Annotated in this window: 17 protein-coding genes; 7 read left to right on the top strand and 10 right to left on the bottom strand. The window is 60.6% G+C overall.

Annotated elements, in window-relative coordinates; genetic code table 11:
• The first annotated feature begins 12 nt into the window (after positions 1-12).
• Both FBY10_RS08260 and FBY10_RS08255 read left to right on the top strand, forming a co-directional pair.
• The gene (locus FBY10_RS08260) at positions 13-210 is read left to right on the top strand and encodes a heavy-metal-associated domain-containing protein (protein WP_053134724.1); all 198 of its coding nucleotides are present in this window, start codon (positions 13-15) and stop codon (positions 208-210) included.
• An 85-nt stretch (positions 211-295) separates the two neighbouring features.
• A complete protein-coding gene (locus FBY10_RS08255) occupies positions 296-1,489 on the top strand; it encodes a multidrug effflux MFS transporter (RefSeq protein WP_131696674.1) in 1,194 nt (397 codons plus the stop codon).
• A gap of 8 nt (positions 1,490-1,497) precedes the next feature.
• Here the strand turns inward: FBY10_RS08255 and FBY10_RS08250 are convergent, their stop codons facing one another.
• The 3 genes from FBY10_RS08250 to FBY10_RS08240 all read right to left on the bottom strand — a co-directional run bounded on the left by FBY10_RS08250 (position 1,498) and on the right by FBY10_RS08240 (position 3,159).
• Positions 1,498-1,680, bottom strand: coding sequence for a hypothetical protein (locus FBY10_RS08250; protein WP_131696673.1), 183 nt, complete (start codon positions 1,678-1,680; stop codon positions 1,498-1,500).
• Between the two features lie 147 nt (positions 1,681-1,827).
• A complete protein-coding gene (locus FBY10_RS08245) occupies positions 1,828-2,841 on the bottom strand; it encodes a zinc-binding alcohol dehydrogenase family protein (protein ID WP_131696672.1) in 1,014 nt (337 codons plus the stop codon).
• Positions 2,842-2,865: 24 nt separating this feature from the next.
• Positions 2,866-3,159 carry a putative quinol monooxygenase gene (locus tag FBY10_RS08240; protein WP_131696671.1) on the bottom strand — a complete coding sequence of 98 codons (294 nt, stop codon included), beginning with the start codon at positions 3,157-3,159 and terminating at the stop codon, positions 2,866-2,868.
• Positions 3,160-3,274: 115 nt separating this feature from the next.
• Between FBY10_RS08240 and FBY10_RS08235 the strand changes: the two genes are divergently transcribed.
• Positions 3,275-4,201 (top strand): LysR family transcriptional regulator, encoded by a 927-nt coding sequence (locus FBY10_RS08235; RefSeq protein ID WP_145336103.1) that lies wholly within the window; start codon positions 3,275-3,277, stop codon positions 4,199-4,201.
• A 137-nt stretch (positions 4,202-4,338) separates the two neighbouring features.
• Positions 4,339-5,034: a helix-turn-helix transcriptional regulator gene (locus FBY10_RS08230; protein ID WP_131696669.1), complete on the top strand. Its 696-nt coding sequence runs from the start codon at positions 4,339-4,341 to the stop codon at positions 5,032-5,034.
• Between the two features lie 89 nt (positions 5,035-5,123).
• Here FBY10_RS08230 and FBY10_RS08225 read toward each other — a convergent pair whose 3' ends face one another.
• Positions 5,124-6,077, bottom strand: coding sequence for an adenosine deaminase (locus FBY10_RS08225; RefSeq protein ID WP_043051475.1), 954 nt, complete (start codon positions 6,075-6,077; stop codon positions 5,124-5,126).
• 194 nt (positions 6,078-6,271) lie between these two features.
• Here FBY10_RS08225 and FBY10_RS08220 point away from each other — a divergent pair, with 194 nt between their 5' ends.
• Positions 6,272-7,363 (top strand): calcium:proton antiporter, encoded by a 1,092-nt coding sequence (locus FBY10_RS08220; protein WP_145336105.1) that lies wholly within the window; start codon positions 6,272-6,274, stop codon positions 7,361-7,363.
• A 62-nt stretch (positions 7,364-7,425) separates the two neighbouring features.
• On the opposite strand, the gene FBY10_RS08215 is transcribed toward FBY10_RS08220, so the two are convergent.
• The 6 genes from FBY10_RS08215 to FBY10_RS08190 form a co-directional block, all read right to left on the bottom strand.
• The gene (locus FBY10_RS08215; protein WP_145336107.1) at positions 7,426-8,784 is read right to left on the bottom strand and encodes an 8-oxoguanine deaminase; all 1,359 of its coding nucleotides are present in this window, start codon (positions 8,782-8,784) and stop codon (positions 7,426-7,428) included.
• Between the two features lie 146 nt (positions 8,785-8,930).
• Positions 8,931-9,617, bottom strand: coding sequence for an SDR family oxidoreductase (locus FBY10_RS08210; RefSeq protein ID WP_131696666.1), 687 nt, complete (start codon positions 9,615-9,617; stop codon positions 8,931-8,933).
• Between the two features lie 56 nt (positions 9,618-9,673).
• A complete protein-coding gene (locus FBY10_RS08205; protein WP_145336109.1) occupies positions 9,674-10,255 on the bottom strand; it encodes a YigZ family protein in 582 nt (193 codons plus the stop codon).
• 12 nt (positions 10,256-10,267) lie between these two features.
• Positions 10,268-10,927: a TetR/AcrR family transcriptional regulator gene (locus FBY10_RS08200; protein ID WP_027607945.1), complete on the bottom strand. Its 660-nt coding sequence runs from the start codon at positions 10,925-10,927 to the stop codon at positions 10,268-10,270.
• An 87-nt stretch (positions 10,928-11,014) separates the two neighbouring features.
• Positions 11,015-12,409, bottom strand: a complete 1,395-nt coding sequence (locus FBY10_RS08195; RefSeq protein WP_131696663.1) for a uracil-xanthine permease family protein — start codon at positions 12,407-12,409, stop codon at positions 11,015-11,017.
• An 88-nt stretch (positions 12,410-12,497) separates the two neighbouring features.
• Positions 12,498-13,418, bottom strand: a complete 921-nt coding sequence (locus FBY10_RS08190) for a LysR family transcriptional regulator (protein WP_027607943.1) — start codon at positions 13,416-13,418, stop codon at positions 12,498-12,500.
• 126 nt (positions 13,419-13,544) lie between these two features.
• Between FBY10_RS08190 and FBY10_RS08185 the strand changes: the two genes are divergently transcribed.
• Positions 13,545-14,894: an aspartate aminotransferase family protein gene (locus tag FBY10_RS08185; protein ID WP_027607942.1), complete on the top strand. Its 1,350-nt coding sequence runs from the start codon at positions 13,545-13,547 to the stop codon at positions 14,892-14,894.
• Between the two features lie 39 nt (positions 14,895-14,933).
• Positions 14,934-16,427, top strand: coding sequence for a CoA-acylating methylmalonate-semialdehyde dehydrogenase (locus tag FBY10_RS08180; protein ID WP_131696661.1), 1,494 nt, complete (start codon positions 14,934-14,936; stop codon positions 16,425-16,427).
• Positions 16,428-16,748 lie beyond the last annotated feature (321 nt).

Here is a 16,748-nt window from a genome sequence, read left to right as displayed (position 1 = left end):
AGGAGTCATGTCATGCAAATATTCAGCGTTGAAGGAATGACCTGCGGCCATTGCGTTCGGGCGGTCACCCAGGCGGTGCAGAGCCAGGACCCCGCGGCCAGCGTGAAGGTCGACCTGGCGGCGAAAGAGGTGGGCGTCGAAAGCCGTCTGTCTGCCGATGAAGTGATCAGCCTGATCACCGAAGAGGGCTACACCGCCAAGCTGGCCTGACCCATTCAAATAGTTAGCGAGCTATCGTATTCAATGCACCCAAGCGCGGCTAAACTGTCGGGCTGCCGACACACTTGGGTGCCTGATGAACCTTCGCATAATCCTGATTCTGGGTGCCTTGAGCGCCTTCGCGCCGTTGGCGATCGACTTCTATCTGCCGGGCTTTCCTGCCATGGCGACGGCCTTCGGTACCGACGAAAAACATATCCAGTTGACCCTGGCGGTGTATTTCGCTGGCTTGGCCATCGGCCAGTTGATCTACGGCCCGCTGGCGGACCGCTTCGGTCGGCGCGGCCCGCTGCTCAGCGGCGTGACCCTGTTTACCCTGGCGTCCTTTGCCTGCGCGTACGCGCCCTCCCTGGAGTGGCTGATTGGCGCACGCTTCGTGCAAGCCCTGGGCGGTTGCGCAGGCATGGTGATTTCCCGTGCAGTGGTCAGTGACAAATGTGATGCGGTGGGCTCGGCCAAGGTGTACTCGCAACTGATGCTGGTGACCGGCCTGGCGCCGATCCTGGCGCCATTGGCGGGTGGTGTGATGGTCGGGTTGTGGGGCTGGCAGTCGATTTTCCTCGCGCTGTCGATCTTCAGCGTGATGGCGGCGATCGCCGTGGCGGTCGGTTTGCCGGAGACCTTTCCGGCCCATCAGCCGCGTCAACCCTTGTCCGGGTCGCTGCGTCGCTATGGTGCGCTGTTGTCAGACCGGGTCTACCTCGGTTACGCCCTGACCGGGGGCATTTCGATTGCCGGGATGTTTGCCTACATCGCCGGCTCCCCGTTCGTATTTATCAAACTCTATGGCGTGCCCGCTGAGCATTACGGCTGGCTGTTCGGCTCCAACGCCGCCGGCTTCATCCTGGTTGCACAGGTTAACGCGCGGCTGCTGGCCAAACGTGGCCCGGCGTTTCTGCTGTCGCGTACGGTGTGGGTTTATCTGCTGGCAGCGCTGTCACTGCTGGGCATCGCGGCCTTGCGCACCGATGCGCTATGGCCGTTGCTGGTACCGCTGTTCATCTGTATCGCCAGCCTGGGCTGCATTCTGCCCAACACCTCGGCCTGCGCCATGAGCGGGCAGGGCGCCCGGGCCGGCAGTGCGTCGGCCTTGCTCGGTTGCATTCAGTTTGGTGTGGCGGCAGGGGCGGCTTCGTTGGTGGGCGTGCTGCACGACGGCACGGCGATGCCGATGGCGATGGTCATCAGCTTGTGCGGGGTGTTGGCGGTGACGATTGCGATGTTGACCCAGCGCCTGCAACGGGCAAGGGCCACGCAGGCGCAGGGCTGAAATGCAGGTCAGCCAGCGGCGGAGCGTTGCTGGCTGAGTGGGAAACGGTGGGGGGCCCGGATACGGGCTTGCAGGGTATCGGCAAAGGCGCGAGCCTCGGCCTCGCTGCGGAAGGTGAATGCATCGCCGTCGAGACGAACCTGCCATTTGTTGCCTGGGGATTTTGCTAACGCTTTTATCAGGATTTTCATTGCTGACTTCCTCACGTAAAAGAATCGTGGCAAAGGCGGCCAATATAAACCCGAATACGCTCACAAATATGACAAAGATCAACTCTCTGACTAGTGGTGTCGTCCATCACTCACACGAATAACGGACGACACTGACAGACGTTATCTTCAGAACCCTTCCAGCACGATCTTGCCCTTGGCCTTGCCGCTTTCCAGCAGCGCATGGGCACGGCGCAGGTTCGCCGCATTGATCACACCGAAGTGCTCGCCCAGCGTGGTTTTCAAGGTGCCGGCGTCGATCAGTTCGGCCACGCGATTGAGCAGGTTGTGCTGTTCGATCATGTCCGGCGTCTCGAACATCGAGCGCGTGTACATGAACTCCCAATGCAGTGACAGGCTCTTGCGCTTGAGTTTGCTCACGTCCAGCGCCTTGGGGTCGTCGATCAGCGCCAGCTTGCCTTGGGGTTGCAGCGCTTCGACCAGTTGGTCCAGGTGATGCTCGGTTTGGGTCAGGCTGGCGACGTGGGTTACCTGCGGGTGGCCGGCTTGTTTCAACGCTTCGCTCAGCGGTTGGCTGTGGTCGATCACCAGGTCGGCGCCGAGTGCCTTGGTCCATTCCTGGGTTTCCGGGCGCGAGGCGGTGCCGATCACCGTCAGTGCGGTGAGCTGGCTGGCCAGTTGGGTCAGGATCGAACCCACACCACCGGCGGCGCCGACAATGAGCAGGCTCTGGCCTTCAGCCTCTTTACCTTCACGCACTTGCAGGCGTTCGAATAGCAGCTCCCAGGCGGTGATGGCGGTCAGCGGCAGCGCGGCGGCTTCGGCATAGCCCAGGCTCTTGGGCATGTGGCCGACAATGCGCTCATCGACGGTGTGCAGTTCGCTGTTAGCGCCTGGGCGTATCAGGGAACCCGCGTAGAACACCTTGTCGCCGACTTTGAACAGGCTCACTTCGCTGCCGACGGCCTTGACCACACCGGCCACGTCCCAGCCCAGCACTTTGGCCGCGCCGTTTTCGGGGGCGACGTTCTGGCGCACCTTGGTGTCCACCGGGTTGACCGAGATGGCTTTGACTTCCACCAGCAAGTCGCGGGGGCCGGCAACGGGCTCCGGCAGTTGGATGTCTTGCAGGGATTTTTCATCGTTGATCGGCAGTGATGCGTAGTAGGCAATGGCTTTCATGGGGGCTCCGGAAAAAGGCGGTGATCAGGCGAGAAACTTCAGGCGCTTGAGTTCGAAGTGTTCGATGACATCAGCGGCTTTAGCGCGAAAACTTTGGATATGCGCGCTCTGGTCGTGGTCGGCCAGTGCTGCGTCATCGCTCCAGCGTTCGAGCATGTAGAAGGTCTCAGGGTGCTGCAGGTCCTGGTGCAGGTCGTATTGCTCGCAGCCGGCTTCAAGACGCGTGGGTTCCAGCAAGTCGCGCAGCAGCGGCTCCAAGGTGGCCTGTTGGCCAGGTTTGGCGATCAGCGTGGCGATGACGTTAAAGGCTGTGGACATATTCAACTCCAGACACGTGATAACGGGATGGGTAGATGATTGGCCATTTCCCTGCAAGATAAAAGCGGCTAAAACAGCACGCTGTTTCAATAATATTTTGATAATGGGTGGGTGAATGCTGCGTTTTGACGATTTGCAGTTGTTTGTACGCGCGGCGGACCTGGGCAGTTTGTCGGCGGCGGCGCGGGTGATGGACCTGTCGCCCGCCGTGGCCAGTGCGGCGCTCAAGCGCATCGAACAGCAATTGGGCGCGCGTCTGCTGGCGCGCTCCACCCGCAGCCTGCGCCTTACCGCCGAAGGTGAAGGCTTCCTGCAATATGCCCGCGCTGCGCTGAGTTCCCTGGACGAAGGACGGCGCTTATTGGCCAGTGGTCAGGACCATGTCAGCGGGGTATTGCAACTCTCGGCCCCTTCGGATTTCGGCCGCAACCAATTACTGCCCTGGCTGGACGAATTTCAGTACGAGTACCCGCAACTCACCGTACGCCTGCTGTTGGGTGATCGGATTGCCGACCTGTTCCGCCAGCCGGTGGACATTGCCCTGCGCTATGGCGAACCCGAAGACTCGAGTCTGATCGCCCTGCCCGTCGCGCCGCACAACGTTCGTGTGTTATGCGCAGCCCCCAGCTACCTCGCGCGTTATGGCGAGCCGCGACACCTGGAGCAATTGGCCCAGCACAATTGCTTGCTTTACATGCTTGGCAGCCGAGTCCATGACCACTGGACCTTTCACGATGGCAAACGTGAAATCAGCCTCACAGTCAGTGGCGACCGCTTCAGCGATGATGCCGATGTGGTGCGCCGCTGGGCGGTGGCGGGCGTGGGCATTGCCTACAAATCCTGGCTGGATGTGAGCACCGATGTACTGGCCGGGCGCTTGCGCCTGGTCTTGCCTGAGTTGCGTGGCGAGCGCACACCGCTCAATTTGCTGTGCGCCCACCGGGCCCAGTTGAGCAAACCTATCAACCTGCTGCGGGAAATGCTCGTGTCGCGCTGTGCGATATTGACCGCTCAATTGCCGGATCGATTGTGTACGACGTAATAGCCTCCATCAGACAAGGAAATTTCACTCAGCTCCTGTCCCTACTCACGCTGTCAGACACCGCGGAACCGCTGGTTTACGCACCTATACTTTGGCGCCCACCGCATCAGAAAAATAATTCGATAGGGAGTGAATCGATGGAAGAAGCACCATGCATCAGTCAGATCGCCAGCTTGCTCGCCGAGCCCAAACGCACCGCCATGCTCTGGTCCCTGATGGACGGCTCGGCCAAGTCCTCGGAGGAATTGGCAACGCTTGCCGGGCTGTCACCCGCCTCGGCCAATGCTCATCTGGCACGACTGACGGGGAGTGGCTTGCTGCGTACCGAGGGCGGGCGTGGCAAGCGACTGTTCCGCGTGGCGGCTGCCGATGTCAGCGTCGCCATCGATGCCTTGGCCAGTACGACCCTGGCCAGCGCAGCACGTAGCGCACCGCATGCTTCACCGCCGGTGTTGGTGGCGCCGCCACTGTTGCGACATGCGCGGCTGTGCCAGGGCCACCTCGGCGGCGAAGTGGCGGCGCAGCTGTATGAGCGGATGTTGGCGGCGGGGTGGATCGAGCGTCATGAACAACGCATTGAAGTCACGGTCAAGGGCGCACGGCACTTGGCGGGCCTGGGTATTTACACCCAGGCGCTGGCGTCGCCACTGGTGTGCGACTGCTTCGATTGGAGCCAGCGGCAACCGCACCTGGGCGGCGCGCTGGGTGCGGGGCTGTTGCAGCTGTTCCTGCAATCGAACTGGATCAGCCTGGTCAACGAGTCCCGGGCGGTGCAGCTCAACCATAACGGGCTGGCAGAAATCGCCCGATTGGCCATGTCCGAACAACCCTAGCGCCGACGGTTACCGCCGCGTACTCCTTATCATCATCGCCCTGGATTTTTTCGATTCCATGGACCTGGCGATGATGACATTGCGTGCAGTCAGGGTTTTACCAGGCGCGCATCCAGGCTGTTCTGCGCCAGGCGTTTGGCCTGGTCCTGGGTCATGCCCAGCGAGGTGTACAGCGCGTGGAAGTTTTCGGTGACATAGCCGCCGAAGTACGCCGGGTCATCCGAGTTCACCGTTACCTTCACGCCACGTTCGAGCATGTCGAGGATGTTGTGCTGGGCCATGTCGTCGAACACGCAGAGCTTGGTGTTGGAAAGCGGGCAAACGGTCAACGGGATCTGCTCGTCGATGATGCGCTGCATCAGGCGCTCGTCTTCGATGGCGCGTACGCCATGGTCGATACGCTGGATTTTCAGCAGGTCGATGGCTTCCCAGATGTACTCGGGCGGACCTTCTTCGCCGGCGTGGGCGACGGTGAGGAAGCCTTCGTGTCGGGCACGGTCGAACACACGCTGGAACTTGCTCGGCGGATGACCCATTTCCGAACTGTCCAGGCCCACGGCCACGAACGCGTCACGGAACGGCAGTGCCTGGTCGAGGGTTTTCTCGGCTTCGGCTTCGCTCAGGTGACGCAGGAAGCTGAGGATCAAACCGCTGGTGATGCCCAACTGCTGCTCGCCATCTTTAAGCGCGGCGGCGATGCCGTTGAGCACCACTTCGAACGGCACTCCACGGTCGGTGTGGGTTTGCGGGTCGAAGAAGGGTTCGGTGTGGATCACGTTCTGGGCTTTGCAGCGCAGCAGGTAGGCCCAGGTCAGGTCGTAGAAGTCCTGGGAGGTGCGCAGCACATCGGCGCCCTTGTAATACAGGTCGAGAAACTCTTGCAGGTTGTTGAAGGCATAGGCCTTGCGCAGGGTTTCGACGTCGTTCCACGGCAGCGCGATCTTGTTGCGCTCAGCCAGGGCGAACAGCAGCTCAGGCTCCAGCGAGCCCTCCAGGTGCAGGTGCAATTCAGCCTTGGGCAGGGCGTTGAGCCAATCGTACATTTTCTAAATTCTCATCAGGTGCAATGGCGGCATTCTACAGGCCATGGCTGAAATAATCGGCAAAACCTGACCAGCAGGAGAGTATTCGATTTGTTCACGCAAGGACCGTGTGAACTAAGGTGTAACGAAACGTTAGCGGCTTGGCGCAGTCTGTACCCCATCAATGACTGATTTGCCGTACTAAAAGGCCCGGAATGCTCACATCCCTCAAGCAAGAAAAATTCATGTTGCTGGCGCTGATTGCCGCCATCGCCGCCTACCCGTTGGAGCACTGGATGCTGCACAGCGGGCAAATGGTGGCGTTGTTGGCCGGCGTGGTGTTGATCGGTTTTATCGTGGTGGCATCGATGCGTGTGGCCCACCACGCCGAGCAACTCGCAGAAAAGGTCGGCGACCCCTACGGCACCATGATCCTGACCCTCGCCGCCGTGCTGGTGGAGGTGGTGATCCTGGCGATCATGATGAGCAACGAGCCGTCACCCACCTTGGTGCGCGACACCATTTATTCGGCGGTGATGCTCGATATCAACGGCATCCTCGGTCTGGCAGCGTTGATGGGCGGCATCAAGCATGGCGAACAGTCCTACAATGATGATTCGGCACGTACCTACAGCGTAATGATCCTGACCGCCATGGGCGTGTCGATGGTGGTGCCGGAGTTTATCCCCGAAGCCGACTGGAAGATTTACTCGGCCTTCACCATCGGCGCGATGGTGGTGCTCTACACCTTGTTCCTGCGCATGCAGGTGGGGCCGCACAGTTATTTCTTCAGCTATAGCTACCCGGAAAAGCGCCGCAAGAAACTTCCTGAGGAAGACGCGTCGCCGCCGGTGAACCTGGCGTTTTCCATCGGTACCCTGGTGTTCGGCGTGATTGTGATTGGTGCGCTGGCCGAGGTGATGTCCAAGACCCTCGACCTGGGCCTGGAAGGCACGGGCGCACCGCCGGTGATCACGGCGATCGTGGTGGCGGCTATTTCGGCGGCACCGGAGATTCTGACGGCCTTGCGTGCTGCGCTGGCCAACCGCATGCAGTCGGTGGTGAACATTGCCCTGGGCGCGTCGTTGTCGACGGTGATCCTGACGGTGCCGGTGATGGAAGCCATGGCGCTCTACACCGGCCAGCCGTTCCAGATGGCGATGACGCCGGTGCAAACGGTGATGGTGTTGATCACGCTGATTGTCAGCGCGATCAACCTCAACGATGGCGAAACCAATGCCATCGAAGGGATGACCCATTTTGTGTTGTTTGCGACCTTTATCATGTTGTCGCTGTTGGGCTTGTAAGCACCGCGCACTCCAATGTGGGAGGAGGCAAGCCCTCTCCCACATTTTGACCGGTGTTTGACTTAGGTTCCGGCGATCAGTTGCCGCGCCGCCTGGCTGTGATCGGCGATCAAGCCTTTCAGGTCCAGGCCTTCCACCTGCCCGTCGATGACCCGCCATTTGCCGCCGATCATCACGCGGTCCGCCCGATCCGCGCCGCACAGCAGCAGTGCGGAGATCGGATCATGGCTGCCGGAGAAGCGCAGTTCATCCAGTTTGAACAGCGCCAGGTCGGCCTGTTTGCCTACGGCCAGTTCACCAATATCCGTACGCCCCAGTAGCTGCGCCGATCCTTTGGTCGCCCAGCCCAGCACGCCTTCGGGAGTGATCTTTTCGGCGCCGTAACGCAGGCGCTGGATGTACAGGGCCTGGCGGGTTTCAAGAATCATATTTGACGCATCGTTGGAGGCAGAACCGTCCACACCCAGGCCGATGGGCGCGCCGGCAGCGATCAGGTCCAGGGTCGGGCAGATGCCGGAGGCCAGGCGCATGTTGGAACTTGGGCAATGGCAGATACCCGTACCGGCGGCGCCAAGGCGCGCAACTTCATCCGGGTTGAAGTGAATGCCATGGGCCAGCCAGGTGCGCGGGCCGAGCCAGCCGACGCTGTCCAAGTAATCCACCGTGCGCAGGCCGAAGCGCTGCAGGCAGAAATCTTCTTCGTCGAGGGTTTCGGCCAGGTGGGTGTGCAGGCGCACATCCAGGCTGTTGGCCAGTTCGGCGCTGGCCTGCATGATTTGCGGGGTGACGGAAAACGGTGAGCAGGGTGCCAGGGCAATCTGGATGTGCGCACCGTCGCCGCGCTGGTGGTATTCGCGGATCAGGCGCTGGCTGTCGTCGAGGATGACCTGGCCCTGTTGCACCGTCTGTTGCGGTGGCAGGCCGCCGTCGGCTTCGCCCAGGCTCATGGAACCGCGGGTGAGCATGGCACGCATGCCCAGCTCGCGCACGCTGTCGACTTGCACATCGATGGCGTTTTCCAGGCCGTCGGGGAACAGATAGTGGTGGTCTGCCGCCGTGGTGCAGCCCGAGAGCAGCAACTCCGCGAGTGCCACCTTCGACGCCAGGGCGAGTTTTTCCGGAGTCAGTCGCGCCCAGACCGGGTACAGGGTTTTCAACCAGGGAAACAATGGCTGATTGACTACCGGCGCCCAGGCGCGGGTCAGGGTTTGATAGAAGTGATGGTGGGTGTTGATCAGCCCGGGCAGTAACACATGCTCACGCGCATCGAACACTTGGGCGCAGGGCTGTGCGGGCTCTTGGCCTTGGGCCAGCACTTCGGTGATCACACCGTCTTGCAGCACCAGGCCGCCACGGGCGTCGAGGCCGTTGGCGGTGAAAATCGCGAGGGGGTTTTTTAACCAGATACGGGTCGCAGGCATTGGCCGGCTCCTCTGAATAATGGGTTCAGGTTTGCCAGCTCAGTGATGCCCTGTCTGCTGATCCAGGGTCGCCGGTGAGGGCGAGGTGGGCAGTCTACGCGTGGATCGTTATCGACGGCAATCGCTCGATAACGACCCTGTGCGGCTTACCAGGCGATGGTGTCGCCTTTGTAGTCCACGAAGTGATGGCCGCCCTTACCGGTGTAGGCGTTCACTTGGTCCACCAGGCCGCGCACGCTGGTGTCGACATCAATGTGCGCGTTTTCGCCGCCCATGTCGGTCTTCACCCAGCCAGGGTGCAGCGACAGCACGGTAAGTTTGTGATCGCCCAGTTGGGTAATGAAGCTGTTGGTCATGGAGTTGAGTGCGGCCTTGCTGGCCTTGTACAGCGCCAGGTCCGAGCCGTCGGGGATGGTCACGCTGCCCAGCACCGAACTCATGAACGCCAGCACGCCGCTGTCCTTGCGGATCTGCCCGACGAAGCGCTGGGCCAGGTTGATCGGCGCCACGGCGTTGGTGAAGAACAGCTGGCCGACTTCCGCCAGGGTGGCATGGCCAGGTTCTTGATTGGCGGGGCCCTTGACGCCTGCGTTGACGAATAACAAGTCGAAGGTGCGGTCCTTGAGGCGTTGGTTCAGGGCGATCACGGCCTGCTGATCGTCCATGTCGAGTTTCTCGATCTGCACCGGGCCCACGGCTTTCAGGGCATCGGCCTTGTTCGGGTCACGCACGGTGGCGGTCACGTCCCAGCCGTCCTGGAGCAATTGCTTGACCAGGCCAAGGCCCAGCCCGCGTGAGGCGCCGATGATCAGTGCGGTTTTTGGCGTAGGCATGAAGGCTTCCTTTAAAAGTCGCGGTTCAGGGTGTTCAGCGGACAACATTAGCAGTTTCAGCGTTGCAGCAGGATGCGCCCACGGCTCAGGTCGGCGAGCTGGGTTTGCAGGGTGCCGATGTGGGCTTCGCCCAGGGCCAGTTGTAACTCCACGCCATTGGCGGTGAAGGTTTCTTCCAGCACCAGCCCGCCCAACTCGGCGACGCGCAGTTTGACCAGGTTCAACTCGGAGAAAGCGCAGGCGCAACTCAGCGGCACGCGGCTGATCAGTTCGATGCGCTCGGCATTTTGCAGGCACTTGTTCGCACCGCCACCATAAGCGCGGGCCAGGCCGCCGGTACCGAGTTGTATGCCGCCATACCAGCGAATCACCAGCACTGCGACCTGATCAAAACCTTGGGCCTCGATGGCCGCCAGGATCGGCCGCCCTGCGGTGCCGCCGGGTTCGCCGTCGTCACTGCTGCGGTATTGATCGGCCAGCTTCCAGGCCCAGCAGTTGTGCGTGGCGTTGAGGTCGCTGTGCTGCTCGAAAAATGCCTGGGCTTCTTGCGGGCTGGTGATCGGTGCGGCCAGGGTAATGAAGCGGCTTTTGCGAATTTCTTCGCGGAACTCGCAAAGGCCGGTGAGCGTGAAAGACATAAATAGCTTCGTCTAGAGGGCCGGCTTGATGCCGCAGCCCTTGAGAATGATGTGGATCAGGTTGGTGCCGGCGTCTTCCATATCTTGCTTGGTCAGCTTGGTGCGACCGGTGACGCGGCAGATCTGGGTGGCGAAGTCGGCATAGTGCTGAGTGCTGCCCCACAACAGGAAGATCAGGTGCACGGGGTCGATGGGGTCCATCTTGCCGGCGTCGATCCAGGCCTGGAACACCGCCGCCCGACCACTGAACCAGGCGCGGTAATCCTGGCTGAAGTATTCGGTCAGGCATTCGCCACCGCTGATGATTTCCATGGCGAAAATCCGCGAGGCCTGGGGCTGGCGCCGCGAAAACTCCATCTTGGTGCGGATGTAGCGGGAGAGGGCCACGGCCGGGTCGTCCTCGGCGGTCAGCGTGTTGAAGGTGCTGTCCCACAGTTCGAGGATATTGCTGAGCACTGCGATATACAGGCCCAGCTTGTTCGTGAAGTAGTAGTGCAAGTTGGCTTTGGGCAGCCCGGCGCTGGCAGCAATGGTGTTCATGCTGGTGCCCTTGTAGCCATGGCGCGCGAACTCATCTTCAGCAGCCTGGAGAATCGCTTGTTCGTTCTTTTGCCGGATGCGGCTGGCGGGCTTACCGGCGTGGTTGCTGTGGGCAGGAACTTCGAGGCTCATGGAGGTTTCCGTGCTGATCGATAGAGACGACGTGTGCACAGATAACCCACCCTCAAGCCTCAGACAAGTCCCGATGCAATAAAACCGTCAAAGCGGTTCCAGGGTGTCGCTTTCCTGCGCGTGGTTTGCGGCAGGAGCGGGCACCTTGGATTCCGGCAGTAACAGGCACAACACGATGGCGGTCAGGCCGCCGCTGGTGATGGCTGAGTCGAACAGGTTCTGCACCAGGGTTGGCATCAGGTGCAGCAGGTTCGGTTGTGCGGCGATGCCCAGGCCGACGCCGAACGAGGTGGCGATGATCAGCATGCTGCGACGGTCCAGGGGTGCCTGGGCGAGGATGCGTACGCCGGCGGCGGCCACACTGCCGAACATCACCAGGGTTGCGCCGCCCAACACGGGCTTGGGGATTTGTTGCAGCACGGCACCGATCAACGGGAACAAACCCAGGCAGAACAGCACCACGCCGATGTACAGGCCGACGTAGCGGCTGGCCACGCCGGTCAGTTGGATCACGCCGTTGTTCTGGGCAAAGGTGGTGTTGGGGAAGGCGCTGAACGTGGCGGCGATCATGCAACTGACGCCATCGCCGAGGACGCCGCCTTTGAGTCGGCTTATATAGGAAGCCCCGCTGATGGGCTGGCGCGCGATCATGCAGTTGGCGGTGAGGTCGCCGACGGTTTCGATGCTGCTGATCAGATAAATCAGCGCGATCGGCAGGAAGGCGCTCCAGTCGAAGTTGAAGCCGAATCGAAAGGGGATCGGCAGGCTGACTAAAGGCAAGTCGCCCAGTGCCTGGGGGACCAGCTTGCCACTGAACCAGGCTGCGAGGCTGCCGAGGGCGAGACCGATGATGATCGCCGAGAGGCGCACCCAGGGTGTGTTGGAGCGGTTGAGCAAGATGATTGTCAGCACCACGAACAGGCCCAGGGCAAGGTTGGTCGGTGCGCCGAAGTCCGGTGCGTTGAAACCGCCGCCCAGGTCAGTGATACCGACCTTGATCAGGCTGATGCCGATCAGGGTAATGACAATCCCGGTCACCAGCGGGGTGATCACTCGGCGCAGTTGACCAATAAAGCGGCTGAGAATGACCTGCACTGCTGCGCCGAAAAAGCACACGCCGAAGATCATCGCCATGATGTCTTCCGGGCTGCCGCCGCGTTGCTTGACCAGAAAGCCGGCCGACAGCACTGCGCCCAGAAACGCAAAGCTGGTGCCTTGCAGGCAGATCATCCCGGCGCCGATCCCAAATGGCCTACGGGCCTGAATGAATGTGCCGACGCCGGACACCATTAACGCCATGCTGATCAGGTAGGGCAAGTGTGCGGTCAGGCCCAGGGTGGAGCCGATGATCAGCGGTGGCGTGATGATGCCGACAAAAGCGGCCAGCACATGTTGCAGTGCGGCCAGCAAGGCAGGGGCGGGTTTGGGGCGGTCATTGAGACCGTAGATCAGGTCACTGGGGCTGGAGGATTCTGGTGGCATGGCAAGCAAACTCGAGGCGGACGGTTCTAGGTCCTAGTGTCCTTGCAAAAAGCTGTCCAGGTGCTCAGCTTTTTGCGTAAGGCCCGAGTTAGCGCGTTGCCGCCAGACTTTCCAGGAAGCTTTCCAGCACCAAATGAGGGCGACGGCCTTTGCGCGTGACCGATGCGAGGCTTAAATCGTAAAAGCGCGTAGCCGGTTTCAGCGCGCGCAGTCGGCCTTGTTGCACCCATAGGCTCGCGTAGTGGTCGGGCAAGTAACCGATGTAGCGACCGGTGAGAATCAGGAATGCCATGCCTTCGCGGTCCGAGGCGCTGGCGGTGCAGTTGAGTGCCTGGTAATGGGCCTGGATCTCGGCGGGCAGGCGGAAGGTGGGGGCGATGGCGTCCTGGGCGTCGATGCGCTCGTCGCCCAGTTGCTTGTCGTCGGCATAAAACAGGGGGTGGCCAACCGCGCAGTAAAGCAGTGAGCGTTCGCTGTACAGCGCCTGGTATTCCAGGCCGGACAGGGCGCTGGCCTGGGGCACCACGCCGACATGCAGACGGCCGTCGAGTACGCCTTGTTCGACTTCATTGGGGGCGATCATGCGGATCTGGATTTGTACGTCCGGTCCACGCTCCTTTAGCTGTGCCAGGGCGTGGGTGATGCGCATGTGGGGCAAGGTGACCAGGTTGTCGGTGAGGCCGATGATCAACTCGCCGCGCAAGTGCTGGTGCAGACCGTTGACCTCGGTGCGGAAACTTTCCAGGGCGCTTAGTAGTTGCAGGGCCGATTGGTAGACCTCGCGGCCTTCTTCGGTCAGCGAGAAACCGGCACGGCCGCGTTGGCAGAGTCTTAATCCGAGCCGCTGCTCAAGATCGCTCATTTGCTGGCTGATGGCGGAGCGGCCGATACCGAGCACAGTTTCCGCCGCCGAGAAGCCGCCGCACTCCACTACGCTGCGAAAGATGCGCAGCAGGCGGATATCGAAGTCGCTGACTTGGGCCAGGGGATCGGGTCGACGGCTGCTCATAGTTTAGTGAAGCCCTGACTGAAGGTTAGAAGAGTTGGATTTCACCGACTTTATGCCCGTGGCAATTTAGCTGCAACAACGCTTTTTCAATCCCGACGCTGCCTGTTGCCCTGCGAGGTTTTGCTGATGAACATGCCCGAAAACGCCCCATCGTCCCTGGCCAGCCAATTGAAGTTGGACGCTCACTGGATGCCTTACACCGCCAACCGTAACTTTCAGCGTGACCCGCGTCTGATCGTAGCCGCCGAAGGCAGCTGGTTGACCGATGACAAGGGGCGCAAGGTGTACGACTCGTTGTCGGGCCTGTGGACCTGTGGCGCCGGGCATACGCGCAAGGAAATCCAGGAGGCGGTCGCCAAGCAGCTGGGCACGCTTGACTACTCCCCAGGCTTCCAGTACGGCCATCCATTGTCTTTCCAACTGGCGGAAAAGATCACCGATTTGACCCCAGGCAACCTGAATCACGTGTTTTTCACCGACTCCGGTTCCGAGTGCGCCGATACTGCGGTGAAGATGGTGCGTGCCTACTGGCGCCTGAAGGGCCAGGCCACCAAGACCAAGATGATCGGCCGCGCCCGTGGTTATCACGGTGTGAACATCGCGGGTACCAGCCTGGGCGGCGTCAACGGCAACCGTAAGATGTTTGGTCAGGCGATGATGGACGTTGACCATCTGCCTCACACCTTGCTGGCGAGCAATGCTTTCTCTCGCGGCATGCCGGAGCAGGGCGGTATTGCTTTGGCTGATGAGTTGCTCAAGCTGATCGAACTGCACGACGCGTCGAACATCGCCGCTGTGTTTGTCGAACCGATGGCCGGCTCCGCTGGCGTGCTGGTGCCGCCGCAGGGTTACCTGAAGCGCCTGCGTGAGATCTGCGACCAGCACAACATTCTGCTGGTGTTCGACGAAGTGATCACCGGCTTCGGTCGTACCGGCTCGATGTTCGGCGCTGACAGCTTCGGCGTGACCCCGGACCTGATGTGCATCGCCAAGCAAGTCACCAACGGTGCGATCCCAATGGGTGCGGTGATTGCCAGCAGCGAGATTTATCAGACCTTCATGAACCAGGCCACGCCGGAATACGCGGTGGAGTTCCCCCACGGCTACACCTATTCGGCGCACCCGGTTGCCTGCGCGGCGGGCCTGGCGGCATTGGACCTGTTGCAGAAGGAAAACCTGGTGCAGAGCGTGGCCGAAGTCGCGCCGCACTTTGAGAATGCGCTGCACGGTTTGAAGGGCAGCAAGAACGTGATCGACATCCGTAACTACGGCCTGGCCGGTGCGATCCAGATTGCCCCACGTGACGGTGATGCCATCGTGCGCCCATTCGAGGCCGGCATGGCTCTGTGGAAAGCGGGCTTCTATGTGCGCTTTGGCGGTGACACCCTGCAGTTCGGGCCAACCTTCAACAGCAAGCCGCAGGACCTGGATCGCCTGTTCGATGCGGTCGGCGAAGTGCTGAACAAGATCGACTGATTTCTCCTTCTATATAGAACAACTTTTCAGGAGCCCTGCATGAGTCTTATCCAGCATTTGATCAACGGTGAGTTGGTCAGTGAGTCCGGCCGTACTGCCGATGTGTATAACCCGTCCACGGGCCAGGTGATTCACCAAGTGCCACTGGCCAGCCGCGAAACCATTCAACGTGCTATCGACTCGGCCAAGGCGGCCTTTCCGGCTTGGCGTAACACGCCGGCGGCCAAGCGCGCGCAGGTCATGTTCCGGTTCAAGCAATTGCTGGAGCAGAACGAAGCACGTATTTCGCAGCTGATCAGCGAGGAGCATGGCAAGACGCTGGAAGATGCCGCTGGCGAACTGAAGCGCGGGATCGAGAACGTTGAGTATGCGTGCTCGGCGCCGGAGATTCTCAAGGGCGAGTACAGCCGCAATGTCGGGCCGAACATTGATGCCTGGTCGGACTTCCAGCCTTTGGGCGTAGTGGCCGGTATTACCCCGTTCAACTTCCCGGCGATGGTGCCGCTGTGGATGTATCCGCTGGCGATTGTTTGCGGTAACTGCTTCATCCTCAAGCCTTCGGAGCGTGATCCGAGTTCGACGTTGTTGATCGCGCAACTGCTGCAGGAAGCCGGTCTGCCTAAAGGTGTGCTGAGTGTTGTGCACGGCGACAAGGGCGCGGTGGATGCGTTGATCGAGGCGCCGGAAGTCAAGGCGCTGAGTTTTGTGGGGTCGACGCCGATTGCCGAGTACATATATTCCGAAGCGACCAAACGCGGTAAGCGCGTACAGGCACTGGGTGGGGCGAAGAACCATGCTGTGCTGATGCCGGATGCAGACCTGGATAACGCGGTCAGTGCTTTGATGGGCGCGGCCTATGGTTCCTGTGGCGAGCGCTGCATGGCGATCTCGGTGGCGGTGTGCGTAGGTGATCAGGTGGCGGATGCGTTGATCGCCAAGCTGGTGCCACAGATCAAGGCGCTGAAGATCGGTGCGGGCACGACATGTGGACTGGATATGGGGCCACTGGTGACGGGCCAGGCGCGGGATAAGGTCAGCGGCTACATAGAAGACGGTGTTGCGTCTGGTGCGGAGTTGGTGGTTGATGGTCGTGGACTGAGTATTGCCGGGAATGAAGACGGCTTCTTCCTGGGGGGTAGTCTGTTTGACCATGTGACGCCTGAGATGCGCATCTATAAGGAAGAGATCTTCGGGCCGGTATTGTGCGTGGTCCGGGTGAGCAGCCTGGAAGCGGCGATGCAACTGATCAACGATCACGAGTATGGCAACGGTACGTGCATCTTCACCCGTGACGGTGAAGCGGCGCGTCTGTTCTGTGACGAAATTGAAGTGGGTATGGTCGGTGTGAATGTTCCGTTGCCTGTGCCGGTGGCTTATCACAGCTTTGGCGGCTGGAAGCGTTCGTTGTTTGGCGACTTGCACGCCTATGGGCCGGATGGGGTGCGTTTCTACACCCGTCGTAAGGCGATCACCCAGCGTTGGCCGCAGCGGGCCAGCCATGAAGCGTCGCAATTCGCTTTCCCTAGCTTGTAAGCCTCTGTAAGCAGAAAGCCGGCCCCTTGGGGCCGGCTTTTGCGTTTTTGACTTATATGACAGAAAGATGAAAAAGAAGGTTGACGGCAGATTCTGGAAGTCTATAATTCGCCCCACTTCCGGCGCAGTCGAAACGTAAAACTCCTTGGTAAACAAAGAGTTATGCAGGATTAGACGGCGAATTGCTTCATTTCATCGAAGCCCAGAAGGAGTTGATAGAGTCGTACTGTTTGGCGCTATTAACGATTCGATCTTCTCGGTCGAAAGCGGAGAAAAAGAGGTGTTGACAGCAGCGTGTAACGCTGTAGAATTCGCCTCCCG

The organism is Pseudomonas sp. SJZ103, assembly GCF_007828335.1.
In the GTDB taxonomy this organism is placed as follows: domain Bacteria; phylum Pseudomonadota; class Gammaproteobacteria; order Pseudomonadales; family Pseudomonadaceae; genus Aquipseudomonas.
This window is presented reverse-complemented; position numbering and strand designations above follow the sequence as displayed.